Annotated in this window: 17 protein-coding genes; 7 read left to right on the forward strand and 10 right to left on the reverse strand. The window is 70.5% G+C overall.

Annotated elements, in window-relative coordinates; genetic code table 11:
• Positions 1 to 272, reverse strand: a 272-nt coding sequence (locus HLB09_RS05735; RefSeq protein ID WP_171202447.1) for a LysR family transcriptional regulator, incomplete at its 3' end; no start/stop codon positions are given.
• Positions 273 to 379: 107 nt separating this feature from the next.
• Between HLB09_RS05735 and HLB09_RS05740 the strand changes: the two genes are divergently transcribed.
• Positions 380 to 1,114: an aspartate/glutamate racemase family protein gene (locus HLB09_RS05740; protein ID WP_171202448.1), complete on the forward strand. Its 735-nt coding sequence runs from the start codon at positions 380 to 382 to the stop codon at positions 1,112 to 1,114.
• A gap of 402 nt (positions 1,115 to 1,516) precedes the next feature.
• Here HLB09_RS05740 and HLB09_RS05745 read toward each other — a convergent pair whose 3' ends face one another.
• A complete protein-coding gene (locus HLB09_RS05745; protein WP_171202449.1) occupies positions 1,517 to 2,212 on the reverse strand; it encodes a hypothetical protein in 696 nt (231 codons plus the stop codon).
• Between the two features lie 666 nt (positions 2,213 to 2,878).
• Here HLB09_RS05745 and HLB09_RS05750 point away from each other — a divergent pair.
• The gene (locus HLB09_RS05750) at positions 2,879 to 3,175 is read left to right on the forward strand and encodes a hypothetical protein (protein ID WP_171202450.1); all 297 of its coding nucleotides are present in this window, start codon (positions 2,879 to 2,881) and stop codon (positions 3,173 to 3,175) included.
• A 74-nt stretch (positions 3,176 to 3,249) separates the two neighbouring features.
• Here the strand turns inward: HLB09_RS05750 and HLB09_RS05755 are convergent, their stop codons facing one another.
• Positions 3,250 to 4,047 carry a hypothetical protein gene (locus tag HLB09_RS05755; RefSeq protein ID WP_171202451.1) on the reverse strand — a complete coding sequence of 266 codons (798 nt, stop codon included), beginning with the start codon at positions 4,045 to 4,047 and terminating at the stop codon, positions 3,250 to 3,252.
• Positions 4,048 to 4,200: 153 nt separating this feature from the next.
• On the opposite strand from HLB09_RS05755, the gene HLB09_RS05760 reads away from it, so the two are divergent.
• A protein-coding gene (locus tag HLB09_RS05760) for an IS3 family transposase (RefSeq protein WP_171202452.1) occupies positions 4,201 to 5,357 on the forward strand; the annotation gives its coding sequence in 2 pieces (ribosomal slippage) (positions 4,201 to 4,476 and positions 4,479 to 5,357; 1,155 coding nt in all).
• A gap of 344 nt (positions 5,358 to 5,701) precedes the next feature.
• Here the strand turns inward: HLB09_RS05760 and HLB09_RS05765 are convergent.
• Both HLB09_RS05765 and HLB09_RS05770 read right to left on the reverse strand, forming a co-directional pair.
• The gene (locus HLB09_RS05765; protein WP_171202453.1) at positions 5,702 to 6,325 is read right to left on the reverse strand and encodes a TetR/AcrR family transcriptional regulator; all 624 of its coding nucleotides are present in this window, start codon (positions 6,323 to 6,325) and stop codon (positions 5,702 to 5,704) included.
• Positions 6,322 to 7,581: a multidrug effflux MFS transporter gene (locus HLB09_RS05770; RefSeq protein WP_171202454.1), complete on the reverse strand. Its 1,260-nt coding sequence runs from the start codon at positions 7,579 to 7,581 to the stop codon at positions 6,322 to 6,324. The genes HLB09_RS05765 and HLB09_RS05770 overlap by 4 nt, the downstream gene beginning before the upstream one ends.
• A 100-nt stretch (positions 7,582 to 7,681) precedes the next feature.
• On the opposite strand from HLB09_RS05770, the gene tyrS reads away from it, so the two are divergent.
• The 3 genes from tyrS to HLB09_RS05785 all read left to right on the forward strand — a co-directional run bounded on the left by tyrS (position 7,682) and on the right by HLB09_RS05785 (position 10,714).
• Positions 7,682 to 8,950, forward strand: coding sequence for a tyrosine--tRNA ligase (gene tyrS / locus HLB09_RS05775; RefSeq protein WP_171202462.1), 1,269 nt, complete (start codon positions 7,682 to 7,684; stop codon positions 8,948 to 8,950).
• 93 nt (positions 8,951 to 9,043) lie between these two features.
• A complete protein-coding gene (locus HLB09_RS05780) occupies positions 9,044 to 10,222 on the forward strand; it encodes an NADH:flavin oxidoreductase/NADH oxidase (RefSeq protein ID WP_171202455.1) in 1,179 nt (392 codons plus the stop codon).
• Between the two features lie 138 nt (positions 10,223 to 10,360).
• Complete coding sequence (locus HLB09_RS05785) at positions 10,361 to 10,714, forward strand: hypothetical protein (RefSeq protein WP_171202456.1); 354 nt, start codon at positions 10,361 to 10,363, stop codon at positions 10,712 to 10,714.
• A gap of 33 nt (positions 10,715 to 10,747) precedes the next feature.
• Here the strand turns inward: HLB09_RS05785 and HLB09_RS05790 are convergent, their stop codons facing one another.
• The 3 genes from HLB09_RS05790 to HLB09_RS05800 all read right to left on the reverse strand — a co-directional run bounded on the left by HLB09_RS05790 (position 10,748) and on the right by HLB09_RS05800 (position 11,776).
• The gene (locus tag HLB09_RS05790) at positions 10,748 to 10,951 is read right to left on the reverse strand and encodes a hypothetical protein (RefSeq protein ID WP_171202457.1); all 204 of its coding nucleotides are present in this window, start codon (positions 10,949 to 10,951) and stop codon (positions 10,748 to 10,750) included.
• 238 nt (positions 10,952 to 11,189) lie between these two features.
• The gene (locus tag HLB09_RS05795; protein ID WP_171202458.1) at positions 11,190 to 11,549 is read right to left on the reverse strand and encodes a DUF5615 family PIN-like protein; all 360 of its coding nucleotides are present in this window, start codon (positions 11,547 to 11,549) and stop codon (positions 11,190 to 11,192) included.
• On the reverse strand, positions 11,546 to 11,776 hold the full coding sequence (locus HLB09_RS05800) for a DUF433 domain-containing protein (RefSeq protein WP_171202459.1): 231 nt from the start codon (positions 11,774 to 11,776) through the stop codon (positions 11,546 to 11,548). Before HLB09_RS05800 ends, HLB09_RS05795 begins: the two co-directional genes overlap by 4 nt.
• Before the next feature lie 135 nt (positions 11,777 to 11,911).
• Between HLB09_RS05800 and HLB09_RS05805 the strand changes: the two genes are divergently transcribed.
• Positions 11,912 to 12,547 (forward strand): recombinase family protein, encoded by a 636-nt coding sequence (locus HLB09_RS05805; RefSeq protein WP_171201586.1) that lies wholly within the window; start codon positions 11,912 to 11,914, stop codon positions 12,545 to 12,547.
• A gap of 141 nt (positions 12,548 to 12,688) precedes the next feature.
• On the opposite strand, the gene HLB09_RS05810 is transcribed toward HLB09_RS05805, so the two are convergent.
• Both HLB09_RS05810 and HLB09_RS05815 read right to left on the reverse strand, forming a co-directional pair.
• Entirely contained in the window at positions 12,689 to 13,057 is a 369-nt protein-coding gene (locus tag HLB09_RS05810) for a hypothetical protein (RefSeq protein WP_171202460.1), read from the reverse strand.
• 381 nt (positions 13,058 to 13,438) lie between these two features.
• Positions 13,439 to 13,624 (reverse strand): hypothetical protein, encoded by a 186-nt coding sequence (locus HLB09_RS05815; protein WP_171202461.1) that lies wholly within the window; start codon positions 13,622 to 13,624, stop codon positions 13,439 to 13,441.
• Positions 13,625 to 13,876 lie beyond the last annotated feature (252 nt).

The raw sequence follows: 13,876 nt of genomic DNA on the forward strand, positions 1-13,876 counted from the left end.
CCGCGCAGCAGGCCCGAGAGGGCCGCGAGGTCGTCCTGCGCCGCGCGCAGCACGCCGGCGAGGTCGGCGCCGCGGCGCGCCAGCAGGGCGCCCGCCTCGGTGAGGGCCGTGCCGCGGCCCTGCCGGACGACGAGCGCGGTGCCCGCCTCGGCCTCCAGCCGTGCCACCTGCTGGCTCACGGCCTGCTGCGTCGTCCCCAGCCGGCGGGCGGCGGCCGCGAGCGACCCCTCGTCGCCGACCGTCCGCAGGAGCAGCAGCCGGCGGGGGTCCACGACGCCATGGTGCCCTCGGTGCGACGTCGGACCCAAGCAGCGCTTGGGTGAGGCCCCGGCTCTGCGCCCGTAGCGCGCGGCTCGCGCTGCGGGGGAGCGTGGGCGCCATGACGACGATCGGTGTCCTCGGCGGCATGAGCTGGGAGTCCAGCGCCCTATACTACCGCCTGGCCAACGAGCTGGTGCGCGAGCGCCGCGGCGGCCTGGCCAGCGCCGACCTCGTCCTGCGCAGCCTGGACTTCTCCGCCGTCCGCGAGATGCAGCTCGAGGACCGCTGGGACGACGCCGAGGCCCTCCTGCGCCGGGAGGGGCTGGCGCTCCAGGGTGCTGGGGCGGGCCTCGTGCTGCTGGCGACGAACTACATGCACAAGGCGGCTGGCCCGCTCGAGGAGGCCCTCGACGTCCCGTTCCTCCACCTTGCCGACGTCGTCGCGTCCGCCGCCCACCGCGAGGGGGCACGGGTCGTCGGCCTGCTGGGCGCCGGCGCGACCATGCGGGAGGGCTTCTACGCCGAGCGTCTGGCCCGCTCGGGGCTCGAGGTCGTGGTCCCCGACGCGCAGGGGATCGAGCGCGTCGACCGGGCGGTCTTCGACGAGCTCTGCCGCGGCGTGCTCTCCGACGCCACCCGGGCCGACCTGCGGGCCGTCGTCGCCGGGCTCGTCGAGCGCGGGGCGCAGGCCGTCGCCCTGTCGTGCACCGAGCTCGAGCTGCTGCTCACCCCGGAGGACTCCGCCGTACCCCTGCTGCCCTCGGCGCGTCTGCACGTCGAGGCCGCGCTCGCGGCGACGGCGGCAGGCGGGGTGGCGCCCCCGTCCGGCCAGCCGACCGCCGCCTCCGTCTGAGGAGGCTCGAGGCCGGCTCGAGACCTGCGTGCGTCGAACGATCTCTGTCGGTGACCTCAGTCGGCCACGTCACCAGCGTGACGAGGATCAGCAGGCGACGCCGTGCCATGGCGGATCGACGGCCGTGCCTCTAGAGGCGTCGCCGTATGCGGTTCCTTCTCCGGGATGTCGATCCGGACGGGTCTACTGGGATGGCGGCGGTGGATCCGCGTGCCCTCGTCGTGGCGAGCGACTCCCTGGCCAGTAGGGGGTCGGCTGCTGGGACGGCGAGGCGAGGCAGCACGTTGGCACCCCGCTGCACCTGTCCGCTTCTCCACATGCGGCCCTGCAGTATTGTCAGTTTCGCGCGCTGTTTCGTCGAGATGGCTTCCCATTGCATGCTTGCGAATTGTGGGGCAACTGCTACGTCGTGGGGTCTATCCCGCCCTCCTGCTCTTCGAGGGCGCGGCGCATCGCCCTGCTCATTGCGTTCAGGGCATCACCCGCAGCGACAAAGCAGCGTTCGAGAGTTATTTCGGCTGGAAGGCTCCAGCCCTGGATTGCCTTACCGTCCCAGGTGTCACCAGGGAGTTCGACGAACTCCACCGTCCCTGTAGTCTGGCTTCGCCTCATCGTCCCGACCGGCGCACTGCGCAGTACGTCACCGTCATTGTGACCCTCGGTGCCCACCGACTCCTCACCCCATTCCTCCGTGTCGGAGCGGCGTACAAGAATCAAAGTGTTTGAGGAGGGACTCATGCGTAATAAGAGCCTGTGCTTGTCGATGTTGTCGAGCTGGGTCAGCACCCACAGCCAGTGACCAGCGCCGCCCTCCCACGGCTCGAGGGCGTAAACAGCCTCGCGGACGTATGGGTGGACACCCCTCAACGACCCGGTCTTCAGACCGGATCGTGTGGCGGCGGTAGGAAATTGAGTGTAACGATCGGGAGTTTCTCCGCTCGCTTCGACTAAGCGCCAGACTGCGTGGTCAAGGGCGCTCCGGGCGTTGTGTACGGCGTCGCCCACTAAGATCGACCAGTCAGTCATTAACTGCTCATCTGTGGCATCCCTGACGACGAGCTCTTCGATCGTCGGGTCGCTAGACACCTCGACCTCCACTCTGCGCCACATGTGCGGGAGGTGGTGCCAAAGTTCGCGTCTGAACTCGGCGAGCAATTCTGCGCTCCGAAATAACTTAGGCGACCGTTGCTGCATACGCCGCCAGTCTGGCGTGTCGCGGGGGAACGGGGCCGCCCCTGACGCACGATCTCTTTCCATCTGCACAGTGTGCGCCAGGCGCCCCAGCGTTGACCGCCAATGCGATACGGAGCGGCCAATGACCGGTCAGCTGGGCGCTGGCCGGATCGGGATCGACAGCGGGACGCTGTCCGGCTAGCGATCGTCGCCGGCCAGGTCCGCGAGGACGCCAGCGACTAGCGTGCCTAGATGGAGCAGCAGCGTTCTCGCGCGTGGCGGGTAGCTGAGCGGCTAAGGATCGTCGAAGAGCCTGGTCTACGCCCGGTGGGCAGCCGAGCGTGGTGGCGACGTCTGGCTCTGGGCGCCGGCGTGGGGATGGGCACCTTCGCCGTCCTGCACCTCGTCGACGTCCTCCGCGGATAGGAAGCGCACGGGCGAGCGACCGGACGGCGATCCCGCGTGGGACAGTGGTCACGTGGGCGCCGACGCCCGCACTCCCAGCTGGAGGCGCACGTGGGCTCGCGCGGTCGCGGTGGCGCGTTGCGAAGGTCCGCTGCGGTGCTGTGCGCGGTGTCTACAGCTCTCGTCGTGGCTGTCGCGCTCCTGTTCGCGGGCGACCTCGTCGACGAGGGCTGGACGGTCGCGGCTGTCGTGATCGGTGCGCCGCTCCTGCTCACGGTGGTCGCTTGGGTCGGGGCGTCGAGGGCGCCTTCAGCCAGGGCCGCCCTGCTCGTGTCCCTGGCCGCCGCGGCGTCGCTGGTGTGGGCGGTGGTCACGGTCGTCGGTCTCGGCCTGTACCTGCTTCTGCCTGCTCTCGTGCTCTGCGCAGCGGCGGTGCTGCTCGTCGTGGCAGCTGCCGAGGGGGCGCGAGCTCCCTCCTCGTGACCGCGGCGCGGTGGCGGCGCATCGCGTGCCGGATGCCGATCGCTAGAGGACACCTGGGGCTGGCATGAGGTTCCTCATCGGGCGTCGCCAGGGGGAGCGGAGAACTTCCGGACGCCGAGCCCGCGCGCGGTGCGCAGGAAGTGAGTGTCCAGGCTCTCCGGGCGCCCGACGATCCGGAGCTCGTCGAGGCTGAGCTGCTGCAGGGCGTCGATGTCGTCGACGGCGTAGCACTCCTCGAGGAGTAGGCGCCGGAGCCTGGGGGAGCGGGTGAGGTCGGCGAAGGAGGTCAGCGGCGTCCGCCCGTGCAGGAAGAGGCTGGTCAGCTGCGTGTAGGCGGTGACGCCGGCCAGGTCCAGGTCGCGTCCGCCGGCGATCTCCAGCGAAGCGAGGGTGTCGACGCAGGCGAGGACCGGGACGGTGGTGAGCTTGCGCGCGCTGAGCAACCGCAGGTCTTGCAGCGGTGCGGTGAGGCGGGCGGTGAGGTCTGCAGGTGGCTGCTCCAGAGTCAGGCCGCGCAGAGTGGGGGAGGCCAAGACCGGGTCGAGAGCGGGGAACCACGGTCCGGCGTACTCGCGCAGGGTGGACGCCGTCTGGGTCAGCGGCGGGCTCATGGGGTGCGGGCGCCCGACGAGGGTGAGGCTCCGCAGGTTGGTGAAGTGCTGCAGTGCGCTGAGGTCGTCGCACTCGTAGTCGAAGACGAGGAGCTCCTCCAGGCGGCCGGCGATGGGCGTCAGCCAGTCCAGGCCGTGGTGCCCCTCGGGCATCTGCAGGACGGCGGCCCGCTTGGTGGCCCGCGTCAGGGCACTCAGGTACCAAGGGCGGGGCGTGGCGCCGCCGGCAACGACGACATGAGGACGGCCGACCAGGCTCAACCGGCACGAGGGGAGCACCAGCCCACCATCGCAGTCCACCCGGGACCGTGGCGGCGCTTCGCCTAGACCTCACCGCCCGGACACGGGACTGCTGCACGAGTAGGTGACACCTGACGTGTGGTGCCTGCGGGTGCCGCTAGAAGGCTGTGTGCCGTGCCCCGTCCCCATCCGAAGGAGTTCCGCGACGACGTCGTGGCGGTTGCCCGCCGTGGTGACGCCTCGGTCGCCGAGGTCGCCAAGGACTTCGGGATCGCCGAGTCCTGTCTGCGGAACTGGCTCAGGGCCGCCGAGGTCGCCGACGGCAAGCGGCCCGGCGCGGGCGGCGACGCTGCCGAGCTGCGAGAGCTACGCCGCCGCAACCGACTCCTCGAGCAGGAGAACGAGATCCTGCGCCGCGCCGCGGCCTACCTGTCCCAGGCCAACCTCCCGGGAAAAGGCTCTACCCGCTCGTGAGAGAGCTCGCCGTCGACGGCCTGCCCGTCGCGCTCACGTGCCGGGTGCTCGGCCTGGCCCGTCAGCCCTACTACCGGTGGCTGACTGCCCCCGTCGGTGCCCGCGAGGTCGCCCAGGCGCACCGGGCCAACGCGTTGGTCGACGCCCACCGCGACGACCCCGAGTTCGGCTATCGGTACCTGGCCGACGAGGCCCGCGCCGCCGGGCACCCGATGGCCACCAGGACGGCGTGGCGGCTGTGCTCGGACAACAGGTGGTGGTCGGTCTTCGGCAAGGCCCGCCGCGGCGCGACCAAGCGTCCCGGCCCGCCGGTCCACGACGACCTCGTCGAGCGCGCTTTCACCGCCGACGGCCCGAACCGGCTGTGGTTGACCGACATTACCGAGCACCCCACCGCCGAGGGCAAGCTCTACCTCTGCGCCGTCAAGGACGCGTACTCCAACCGGATCGTCGGGTACTCCATCGACGACCGGATGAAGTCCAGCCTGGCCGTCAGCGCGTTGTCTTCGGCGGTGGCGCGGCGCGGTGACGTCGCCGGCTGCGTCGTCCACTCCGACCGGGGGTCGCAGTTCCGGTCGCGGAAGTTCGTCCACGCGATCAACCGGGCGGGGATGGTCGGGTCGATGGGCCGGGTCGGCGCGGCCGGCGACAACGCCGCGATGGAGTCCTTCTTCGCGCTGCTGCAGAAAAACGTCCTCGACCGCCGGACCTGGGCCACCCGCCAAGATCTGCGGATCGCGATGGTGACCTGGATAGAGCGGACCTACCACCGCCGCCGACGGCAGGACACCCTCGGCCGCCTGACCCCGGTCGAGTACGAGACCATCAACACCCCTCAAGTGGCCCTCGCCGCCTGAGACCGACTGTCACCTACTCGTGCAGCAGTCCCGAGCCAGCAGGAGGAAGCACGCCATCAGCATGGCCTACCGGGCTTTGCGCTCACCGCGCCCGGCTGACGATCGTCAGCGGGACGCTGACCGGATGGCGATCGGCAGCGGGACGCTGACCGGCCAGCGATCGGCAGGCAGGAGGTTTTGTGGCAATGGAGCAACCGACACCCATGAGGGACACTTGTCGGTTCCTGCGCGTGTCGGCTTGTTGCTCTGCGGCGTCGGCGGCCGTGCTGAGCTCGGTGTCGCTGGTTGGCTGACTGCTCACTGCAAGCGGTACGCCGAGCGGAGGACCTCGAGCTCGGGGGTGCTCAGGTGTCGTTGTCGGGGGTGGCCCACCGGGTGAACATGTCCCACATCGCTCGGTGTCGGCGCTCGACCATGAGGGCGTCTCCGTGAACGAGCTCGACGTGCAGGCTGTCGACGATGCCCAGGTATGCCTCGGTGACGGCAGTCACTCCTGGCGGGCAGCCGGGTCCTTGGTCGGCGGCGTGCGCGAAGGCGACTTCCAGCTCGTGTAGGTGTGCGCGGTAGGCGGTCGTCATCTGGTCACGGACGGCCACCGGTGGTGCGTAGGCGTTGCGCAGGAGGAACCGCAGGTGCACCGATGCGCCGTAGCGGTCGATCAGCGCACGGGTGTAGCGCCCGCCGGGCGGGCGGCCCTGGTCGCCGGCGAAGGTCTTCCGCACGAAGTCGGTCTCGTGCTCCAGCGCTTCGGCCAGCACTGCCAGGAAAAGGTCGTCCTTGCCGGCGTAGTGGGCGTACAGGGACGCCTTCCTCATCCCCGCGCCCTCGGCGATCGTCGCCAACGAGGAGCCGTCGTAGCCGTGCTCGGCGAAGTGGTCGACGGCGACCGCCGCGACACGCGCTGCCGACGGTGAGCGCGGGACCCGGCGGGTCGCGCGCTCACCGTCGAACTCGGTGGGAGCTGTCAATGGGCTGCCATGGCGGTCAGGCCCTCGGGGGCTTGGCGCGCGGCGGTCCTTGTCAGGGCCAGTGCGACGACGGAGGCGGCGACCAGCAGCGCCACCCAGGGCACCGGGCCGGCTGCGGCGAGGGAGCCGGCCAACGGGGTAGCGGCCGAGGCGATCCCGAGCTGCAGCGCACCGAGCACGGCCGCCGTGGAGCCCAGGCCGGTGCTCTGGGACGACATCGCCAGCGCCATCAGGGTCGACTCGGCGATGCCGACCCCGAACAGGGCGATGGCCATGCCTGCGACGATACCGACCAGGCCAACACCGGCTGCGGCGGTGACCAGGGCGACCACGGTCCCGGCGCTCAACAGCCCCACACCCCACACCGACACGCGCACGGTCCCGTAGCGGGACACGGTGCGCCCGGCAGTGATGGCGCCCAGCATGACCGCCACGCCCGTCGCGCCGAAGACGAGACCGAAGACGTCCGGCGCCAGGCCGAAGGACTCCTGGTAGACGAAGGTGGCGCCGGCGATGTAGCCGAAGAGCACGAAGAACACCGTGGCCAGGGCCAGCGCCGGTACCAGGAACGCCCGGTCGACCAGGACGCGGCGGTAGGTGCGCACCACCCCGCCCGCCCGCAGGGGGCTGCGCTGGTCGTGCGGCAGGGACTCACGCAGCGAGACGAGGGTGTTGACCAGCGCCACGGCACCCATCGCGGCCAGGGCGAGGAAGACCGCACGCCAGCCGAACCGCGCGTCGAGGATCCCACCCACGGTGGGGGCCAGCACCGGCGCCAGGCCCTCGATCGTCATGAGCAGGGCGAACAGTTGAGCCGCCCTGGCTCCCTTGGCCACGTCGCGGACCATGCTGAGCGCCACGACGAGCGTCAGCGCGGCAGCCAGGCCGTGCACCACGCGCGCAGCGAGGAAGACGCCCAACGAGCCTGCACTGCCCGCCCACAAGGACGCGACGACGAACATGGCGACGCCGGCGACCAGCGGCCAGCGCCGCCCCCAGGCGTCGATCAATGGCCCGAAGATCAGCTGGCCCAAGCCCATCGCGAGCAGGTAGACGGTCAACGTCAGCTGCACCTGACCGGCACCCACCCCCAGCTGGGAGGCGATGTCGGGCAGCGAGGACAGGTACATGTCCGTCCCCGCCGGTCCCAGCACGGTCACCAGGGCCAGCGATGCGGCGAACCACACCCCGACCCGCACGGCCGTCGCTCCGGTCGGCCTGGTGGCCGCCACGGCGTCCGGCACGGTCTTGCTCATCGCGTACTCCTTGCTGACGTTCGTTGCCTACCTACCGGTTGGTTGTACGCTCGGACGGTAGGTCATGGCGCAGGCAACGAGCAACGAGGAGGCCGTCGTGGTGAGCGAGGTCTGGCAGGACCTGCGGTGGCGAGCCCTGGTGGCCCGCTCCACCGACCAGGACGCCCTGCGAGCAGCTCTGCAGGCGGGTCCCTTGACGTACTACGTCGGGTTCGACCCCACCGCGGCCAGCCTGCACGTGGGCCACCTGGTCCAGGTGCTGACCGCCAGGCGACTGCAGCAGGCGGGGCACCGGCCGCTGCTCCTGGTGGGGGGTGCGACCGGCCTGGTGGGCGATCCGCGCCCGTCTGCTGAGCGGACGATGAACCCGCCCGCCGTGGTGGCGGACTGGGTCGGCGGGCTGCAGGCGCAGATCGCACCGTTCCTGGACTTCGAGGGGCCCGCGGCGGCGAGCATGGTGAACAACCTGGACTGGACCCAGCCGATGTCGGTGATCGACTTCCTGCGCGATGTCGGCAAGCATTTCAGCGTCAACCGCATGCTCGACCGCGAGGCCGTCAGCCGACGGTTGGCGACCACCGGCATCAGCTTCAGCGAGTTCGCCTACGTGCTGCTGCAGAGCAACGACTACCTGCAGCTGAAGCGTCGCTACGGATGCGTGCTGCAGCTGGGCGGTTCGGACCAGTGGGGCAACATCACCGCCGGGTGCGAGCTCGTCCGTCGGGTGGACCAGCGGGTCGTGCACGCGCTGGCGACGCCCTTGCTGACCAAGGCCGACGGGACGAAGTTCGGCAAGACCGAGTCCGGGGCGGTCTGGCTCGACCCCGCGCTCACCTCGCCGTACGCCTTCTACCAATTCTGGCTCAACGCGGAGGACGCCAAGGTCCTCGACTACCTCAAGGCGTTCAGCTTCCGCCCGCGCCCGGAGATCGAGGACCTCGGTGAGCGTTCTGCCCATGATCCCGGCGCCCGGATCGCCCAGCGTGCCTTGGCCCGCGAGGTGACGGCACTGGTGCACGGCCAGCACGCGGTGGCAGCTGTCGAGGAGGTCTCGGCAGCCCTGTTCGGCGCCTCGGACTTGGCAGCCGTCGACGAGTCGACCCTGCGGGGTGCCCTGCAGGAGCTGCCCACGGCGACCCCGGCGCACGAGCGGGTGCCCGTGGCCCAGCTGCTCGTCGACACCGGCCTGGCCTCGAGCCTGAGCGGAGCCCGCCGGACCATCACCGCCGGCGGCGCCTCGATCAACAACGCCAAGCTGACCGACCCCAGCACCACCATCGCCGACGTCCAGCTGCTGCACGGGCGGTACGCAGTGCTGCGGCGCGGCAAGAAGTCACTGGCTGCCGTGGCCCTGCCGGCGCCGCGGTAGCGCCGAGGGGCGGCCCAGGGCCGATACGGGCACCCACGACCCGGCGACGCGGCGACACCCACGACACGACCACACCGAGACACGGAGCAACCGATGACCGCCGCCACACCTGCGAGCACCCAGGAGCCGGCCGAGCCCGGCACGGCCGGATTGCTCACCGCCCTGCGCCTGCGAGACCTCACGATCCGCAACCGCGCGTGGATGTCACCCATGTGCATGTACTCCGCCGACTCCCAAGGCCCCAGGACCGGTGTGCCCAACGACTTCCACCTCCAGCACCTCGCCTCACGTGCAGCCGGTGGCGTGGGGCTGGTGATGGTCGAGGCGACGGCTGTTCGTCCCGATGGGCGCATCTCACCGCGGGACCTCGGCCTGTGGAACGACGTGCAGGGACAGGCCTTTGGTCCCCTCACCCACGCGGTCCGGCAGTTGGGCGCGGCCATCGGCATCCAGCTCTCCCATGCCGGCCGGAAGGCCTCGACGGACCTGCCCTGGCGGGGAGAGGCGCCGCTGGCGCCCAAGGACAGCGGATGGCAGAGCATCGGCCCCAGCCCCGTGGCGTTCGCCGAAGGGGCCCCCGTGCCCGAGGAGCTGAGCACCGCCGACATCGCCGACGTCGTCGCCGCCTTTGGTGCGGCCGCCCGCCGCGCCCACCAGGCCGGGTTCCAGGTGGTCGAGATCCACGGTGCCCACGGCTACCTCATCCACTCCTTCCTCTCCCCCCTCTCCAACCGGCGCACCGACGCCTACGGCGGAAGTCTCGACAACCGAGCTCGCCTCGCGCTCGAGGTGGTCGACGCGGTCCGGTCGAACTGGCCCGACGGGCTGCCCGTGTTCTTCCGGATCTCCGGTACGGACTGGATGGAGGAGAACGCCCCGCAGGAGACACGCCAGGGCTGGACCTCCCAGGACAGCGTGAGGTTGTCCCAACTCCTGCACGCCCGCGGGGTGGACCTGGTCGACGTCTCCAGCGGAGGTGTCGTGCCCGACGCCCGCATCAAGGGCGGCCTGGGCTACCAGGTGCCGTACGCGACGGCCGTGAAGGCAGCCGGTGTGCCGGCCGCAGCGGTCGGGCTGATCCGGGAGCACCGCCAGGCGGACCAGATCATCGCCGACGGCGCAGCCGACGCCGTCCTGCTGGGACGGACCCTGCTGGAAGACCCGTACTGGGTGCAACGCGCCCGTGCCGAGCTCGGCGCTCCTGCTGAGCTCCCCGAGCAGTACGGCTACTGGTTGCGGCGCCCCGGCGAGCGGTCGAAGCCGCTCAACTAGCGCACCTCCTGGTCGACCTGTGCGCCAGCGGTGCCCCACCGGCACCACCGCACGGCGCCGACTGTCCGGGGCCCGTAGCGGCAATACGGCAAGCCAGAGAGTCAGGAACCGTTGTGCTGCGGCCAGGAGGGCGAACGGGTGGGTGCTGAGTGGTGGACCGTCGTGGGGTCTGCGGTGTGGACGGTCGGAGGCGGGATCCAGGCATACCGGGAGCTGGGTGTCTTCGACCGGTTCTACGCCTCGGTCTGGAGGACAGCGGACGGGATCGTCGACGAGCAGACGCGGGCGCTGGTCGCCCAGACCAGGCTGTGGCAGTTCCGACGACGATCAGCGATCAAGCGGGCTGTGGCGCGTGAAGGCTGGGAGCTGTTGACCGGCGAGGAGCAGGCGGTGGGTCGCGACATCGACCTGCGCGCCTTGGGGTGGACGGTGGTCTGCGCGGGTGGGGGCATCACCACGGCCGCGGCGGCGGCCACGGCGGTCGCCGGCTGACCCCTCCTGGCGCCCCCCTGCTGCAGATCAGGGTCAAGTTGAGTTGCGCATGAGGTCGGTGTCGGCGGCGCCCAGGTGCAGCCGGACCGCCCCCCCCGGCCCCACCCCGCCGCTCACCCGCGACAGGACGGCGCGGTGCTCCGGCGACAGGATCTGCTCCCATGCGGGCGGCACCTGTGACAGCGGGGGACCGACGTCGGTCAGAAGCTCCTCGAGGTCCTGGGCGGGTGAACGCACCAGGGCACGGTCTCATCGAGCGTCGACCGCGTCAGCAACTCGATGATGTGGGACGAAAAGGTCAGTCCTATCGCCCCTTGGCCATGAGGGCCGACCCGCCTTCCGTCCCCGTTGTCGAGGTGGCCTGGGCGCCGCCGTCAGTGCACCGGTAGCCGATCGGATGTGGGACGAGTAGCGCCGTCACCGACGCGGTTGTCACCGCTATGAGATTGTTCGGAGCGCGGTGGCAGCGCCCGGCTCAGGGCCGCGGGTGGTGCACCAGCGCCTCGGGACCGACCTCGACGAAGTCCGACACCTCCAACGCTGCTTCCACGGCAGTGGCGTAGGTCTCGAACAGCGCAAGGAGGGCGGCGTTCGACGTGTTGCCTGTCACCACGAGCAGCAGCCGCTTCGGCGTCCCTTGCAGCAGGTGGCTGTCGCGGAAGTCGCGGTCTTTGGTGACCACGACACGGTCCTGCTGATCGGCAGCCTCGCGGACCTGACGATCGGTGCTGGCGTTGCCGCGAGGCAGATCGCTGGTGTGCACCACGTCGTGCCCAGCGCTGGTGAGCGACCGCGCCAGGCGCACGGGGAGCTGGGCGTCCAGCAGCAGCCTCACGCCGCGCCGAGGGTGACGCGCTGTCCTCCGACGGTCAGCGCGGCGAACTCGAGAACCGCGAGCAGGTCCTCCCGCTCGAGATCTGGGTAGTCGGCGAGGACCTCCTCGAAGGTCATTCCCGAACCGAGCAGCTCCAGCAACGTCTGCACGGGGTAGCGCAGGCCACGCACGGTCGGTTGCCCGTGGCATACCTCGGGATCGCTGGTGATCCGCTGCAGCCTTGACACGATGACGACGGTACCGCTGGGGGCCGAGGCAGACGCGATCTCGGACAGGCGTCACCGTCCTCGATCAGCGGCGACGTGCCGCTGCCGGACCTGGTGCGAGGGCGCCCCGGCCGGCCGCCCTTCGGGAGCACCGTCATGACCGCACTGCTCGTGGGCTATGCCCGCGTGTCCACCGACGGCCAGGACCTCACCGCCCAGCGCGACGGCCTGCAGGCGCTGGGCGTGCCCGAGGCACGGGTCTACGTCGACCACGGCCTGACCGGCACCAACCGCGACCGCCCGGGCCTGCGAGAGGCGATGGCCGCCTGCCGCGAGGGAGACACCCTCGTGGTCACCAAGCTCGACCGCCTCGCGCGGTCGTTGCCGGACGCCCGCAGCATCCTCGAGGAGCTGACCGCCCGGCAGGTGCGCCTGAGCCTGGGTGGGTCGGTGCACGACCCGCTGGACCCGGTCGGGCGGCTGCTGTTCAACGTGCTGGCGATGGTCGCCGAGTTCGAGGCGGACCTGATCCGGATGCGCACCCGTGAGGGCATGCGCGTGGCCAAGGCAAAGGGCCGCCTCCATGGCCGACAGCCGAAGCTCACCGCGAAGCAGGAGGCGCACCTGGCGGTGCTGGTGGGCACGGGGGAGTACACGACCCTGGAGGTCGCCGAGCTCTTCGGCGTCGGACGCTCCACCGTGTACCGCGCCGTCCACCGCGCCGGGGCCCGCGCCGGCGCCTCAGTCCGGTCGGACAAGGCGACCCCGACCGGCGCAGTGACGTCCAGGTGAGCTCGCGCGGCCGTCCCGCACCCGACACCCCTGCGGGACGGCCGCAGCACCGCCCTCCCTCGAGCCGCCGAGAGCTCCTCGCCGTCCCAGCAGGCGGTCGGCTATTGGAACGAGAAAGCTGCCCTAGCGTGCGGCCGCTAGCTACCCGCCGAAGTGCGATATGCGCAATCGCTGCGACTCATCACGATCCGTCCACTTGACCTGTAAGACCTCGCCGTAGTGGTCGAAGCGCCCACTCCCATAGTCATTGAGCGCCTCTTGCGCGGCATCGTCAGGAACATATGCATCCGTGAAGGTGCCATCCACGATGGCGTGCTCCCACAGGACCTCGTAGACGGGGCTCCACAGCCGCCACCACAGCGCCCCACCGATCTGCTCGTAGTGGGGCGCCACATCGACAAGGAGAAGACCTACGTTCGCCTCGCCGCGGAGCAGCCGGCCGACGCGCTGGCGGTACGCGTCGAAGCGGGCATCTTTAAGGTACTTAGAGATGTCAGGAGGCTTAGGCATCAGGTGGCGATCGTACTGAGGTGCTGCCCTCGGTCGGGGCGCCAGTGGGCGATCCGATGCGGGACGGCCGCGGGGGAGTGGCGGGCGCCGACGTCGGGGGCACGCGGCTGCTCCAGCAGGCGGTCGGCTGCTGGGACGGCGCCTCGGCGCCGCGGGCCAGTTGTCACCTGCTGGCGCAGCAGCCTCGGCGGTCAGCCAGGCAGCTCCGTGGCGGAGTACCGCTGACCGAGAAGGCCGGCCCCGATGGGTCGGTCGATGACGTCCCAGGAACGCCTCGCCCTCGTGGGTAATTGCCGAACGGGTGTCGTCAGTGCGGGTACCAGCATGCGAAGATTTGTCCGACGCTGTACCGAGCGCTACATTGCCCGGTTGCAATGGTGGTCACGTGGAGATGGCTTCGGTGAGCAGTCCGGACAAGAAAGTCACGACCACGATGACGATCAGCCAAAAGTAGATCCGGCCGATAATGCTCGGGGCATAATAGCGGTCGAGCTGCTCCTGGCTACAGGTGCAAGGCTTGTGTTGACCTTGCCCCGACAGGCGCTCGTAGGCGTCGGGGTTGTGCACGGGACAGTGGGCCATGATGTCTCCCGCGGGTCGTCACCACGTTCTAGGCACGGTGTTGTGCCCAGTGTTCCCCCGGGGGGAGATGTGTCACCAATACTCCGGGTCGAGCCTGCAACCAGCGGGCACGAGCCCTTGAGGCCTGCGCCCGCCACCTGTGCCGGCCGACCGCTTGACGGGTGTCCCCGGACGCGACTGCCTCGGCGCGCGGGACGTGCCGGGCCAAACAAGCCGTGCTGACGCCGGCCGGGGTTG

The sequence above is a fragment of the Pseudokineococcus marinus genome (genome assembly GCF_013004605.1).
Lineage (GTDB): Bacteria > Actinomycetota > Actinomycetes > Actinomycetales > Quadrisphaeraceae > Pseudokineococcus > Pseudokineococcus marinus.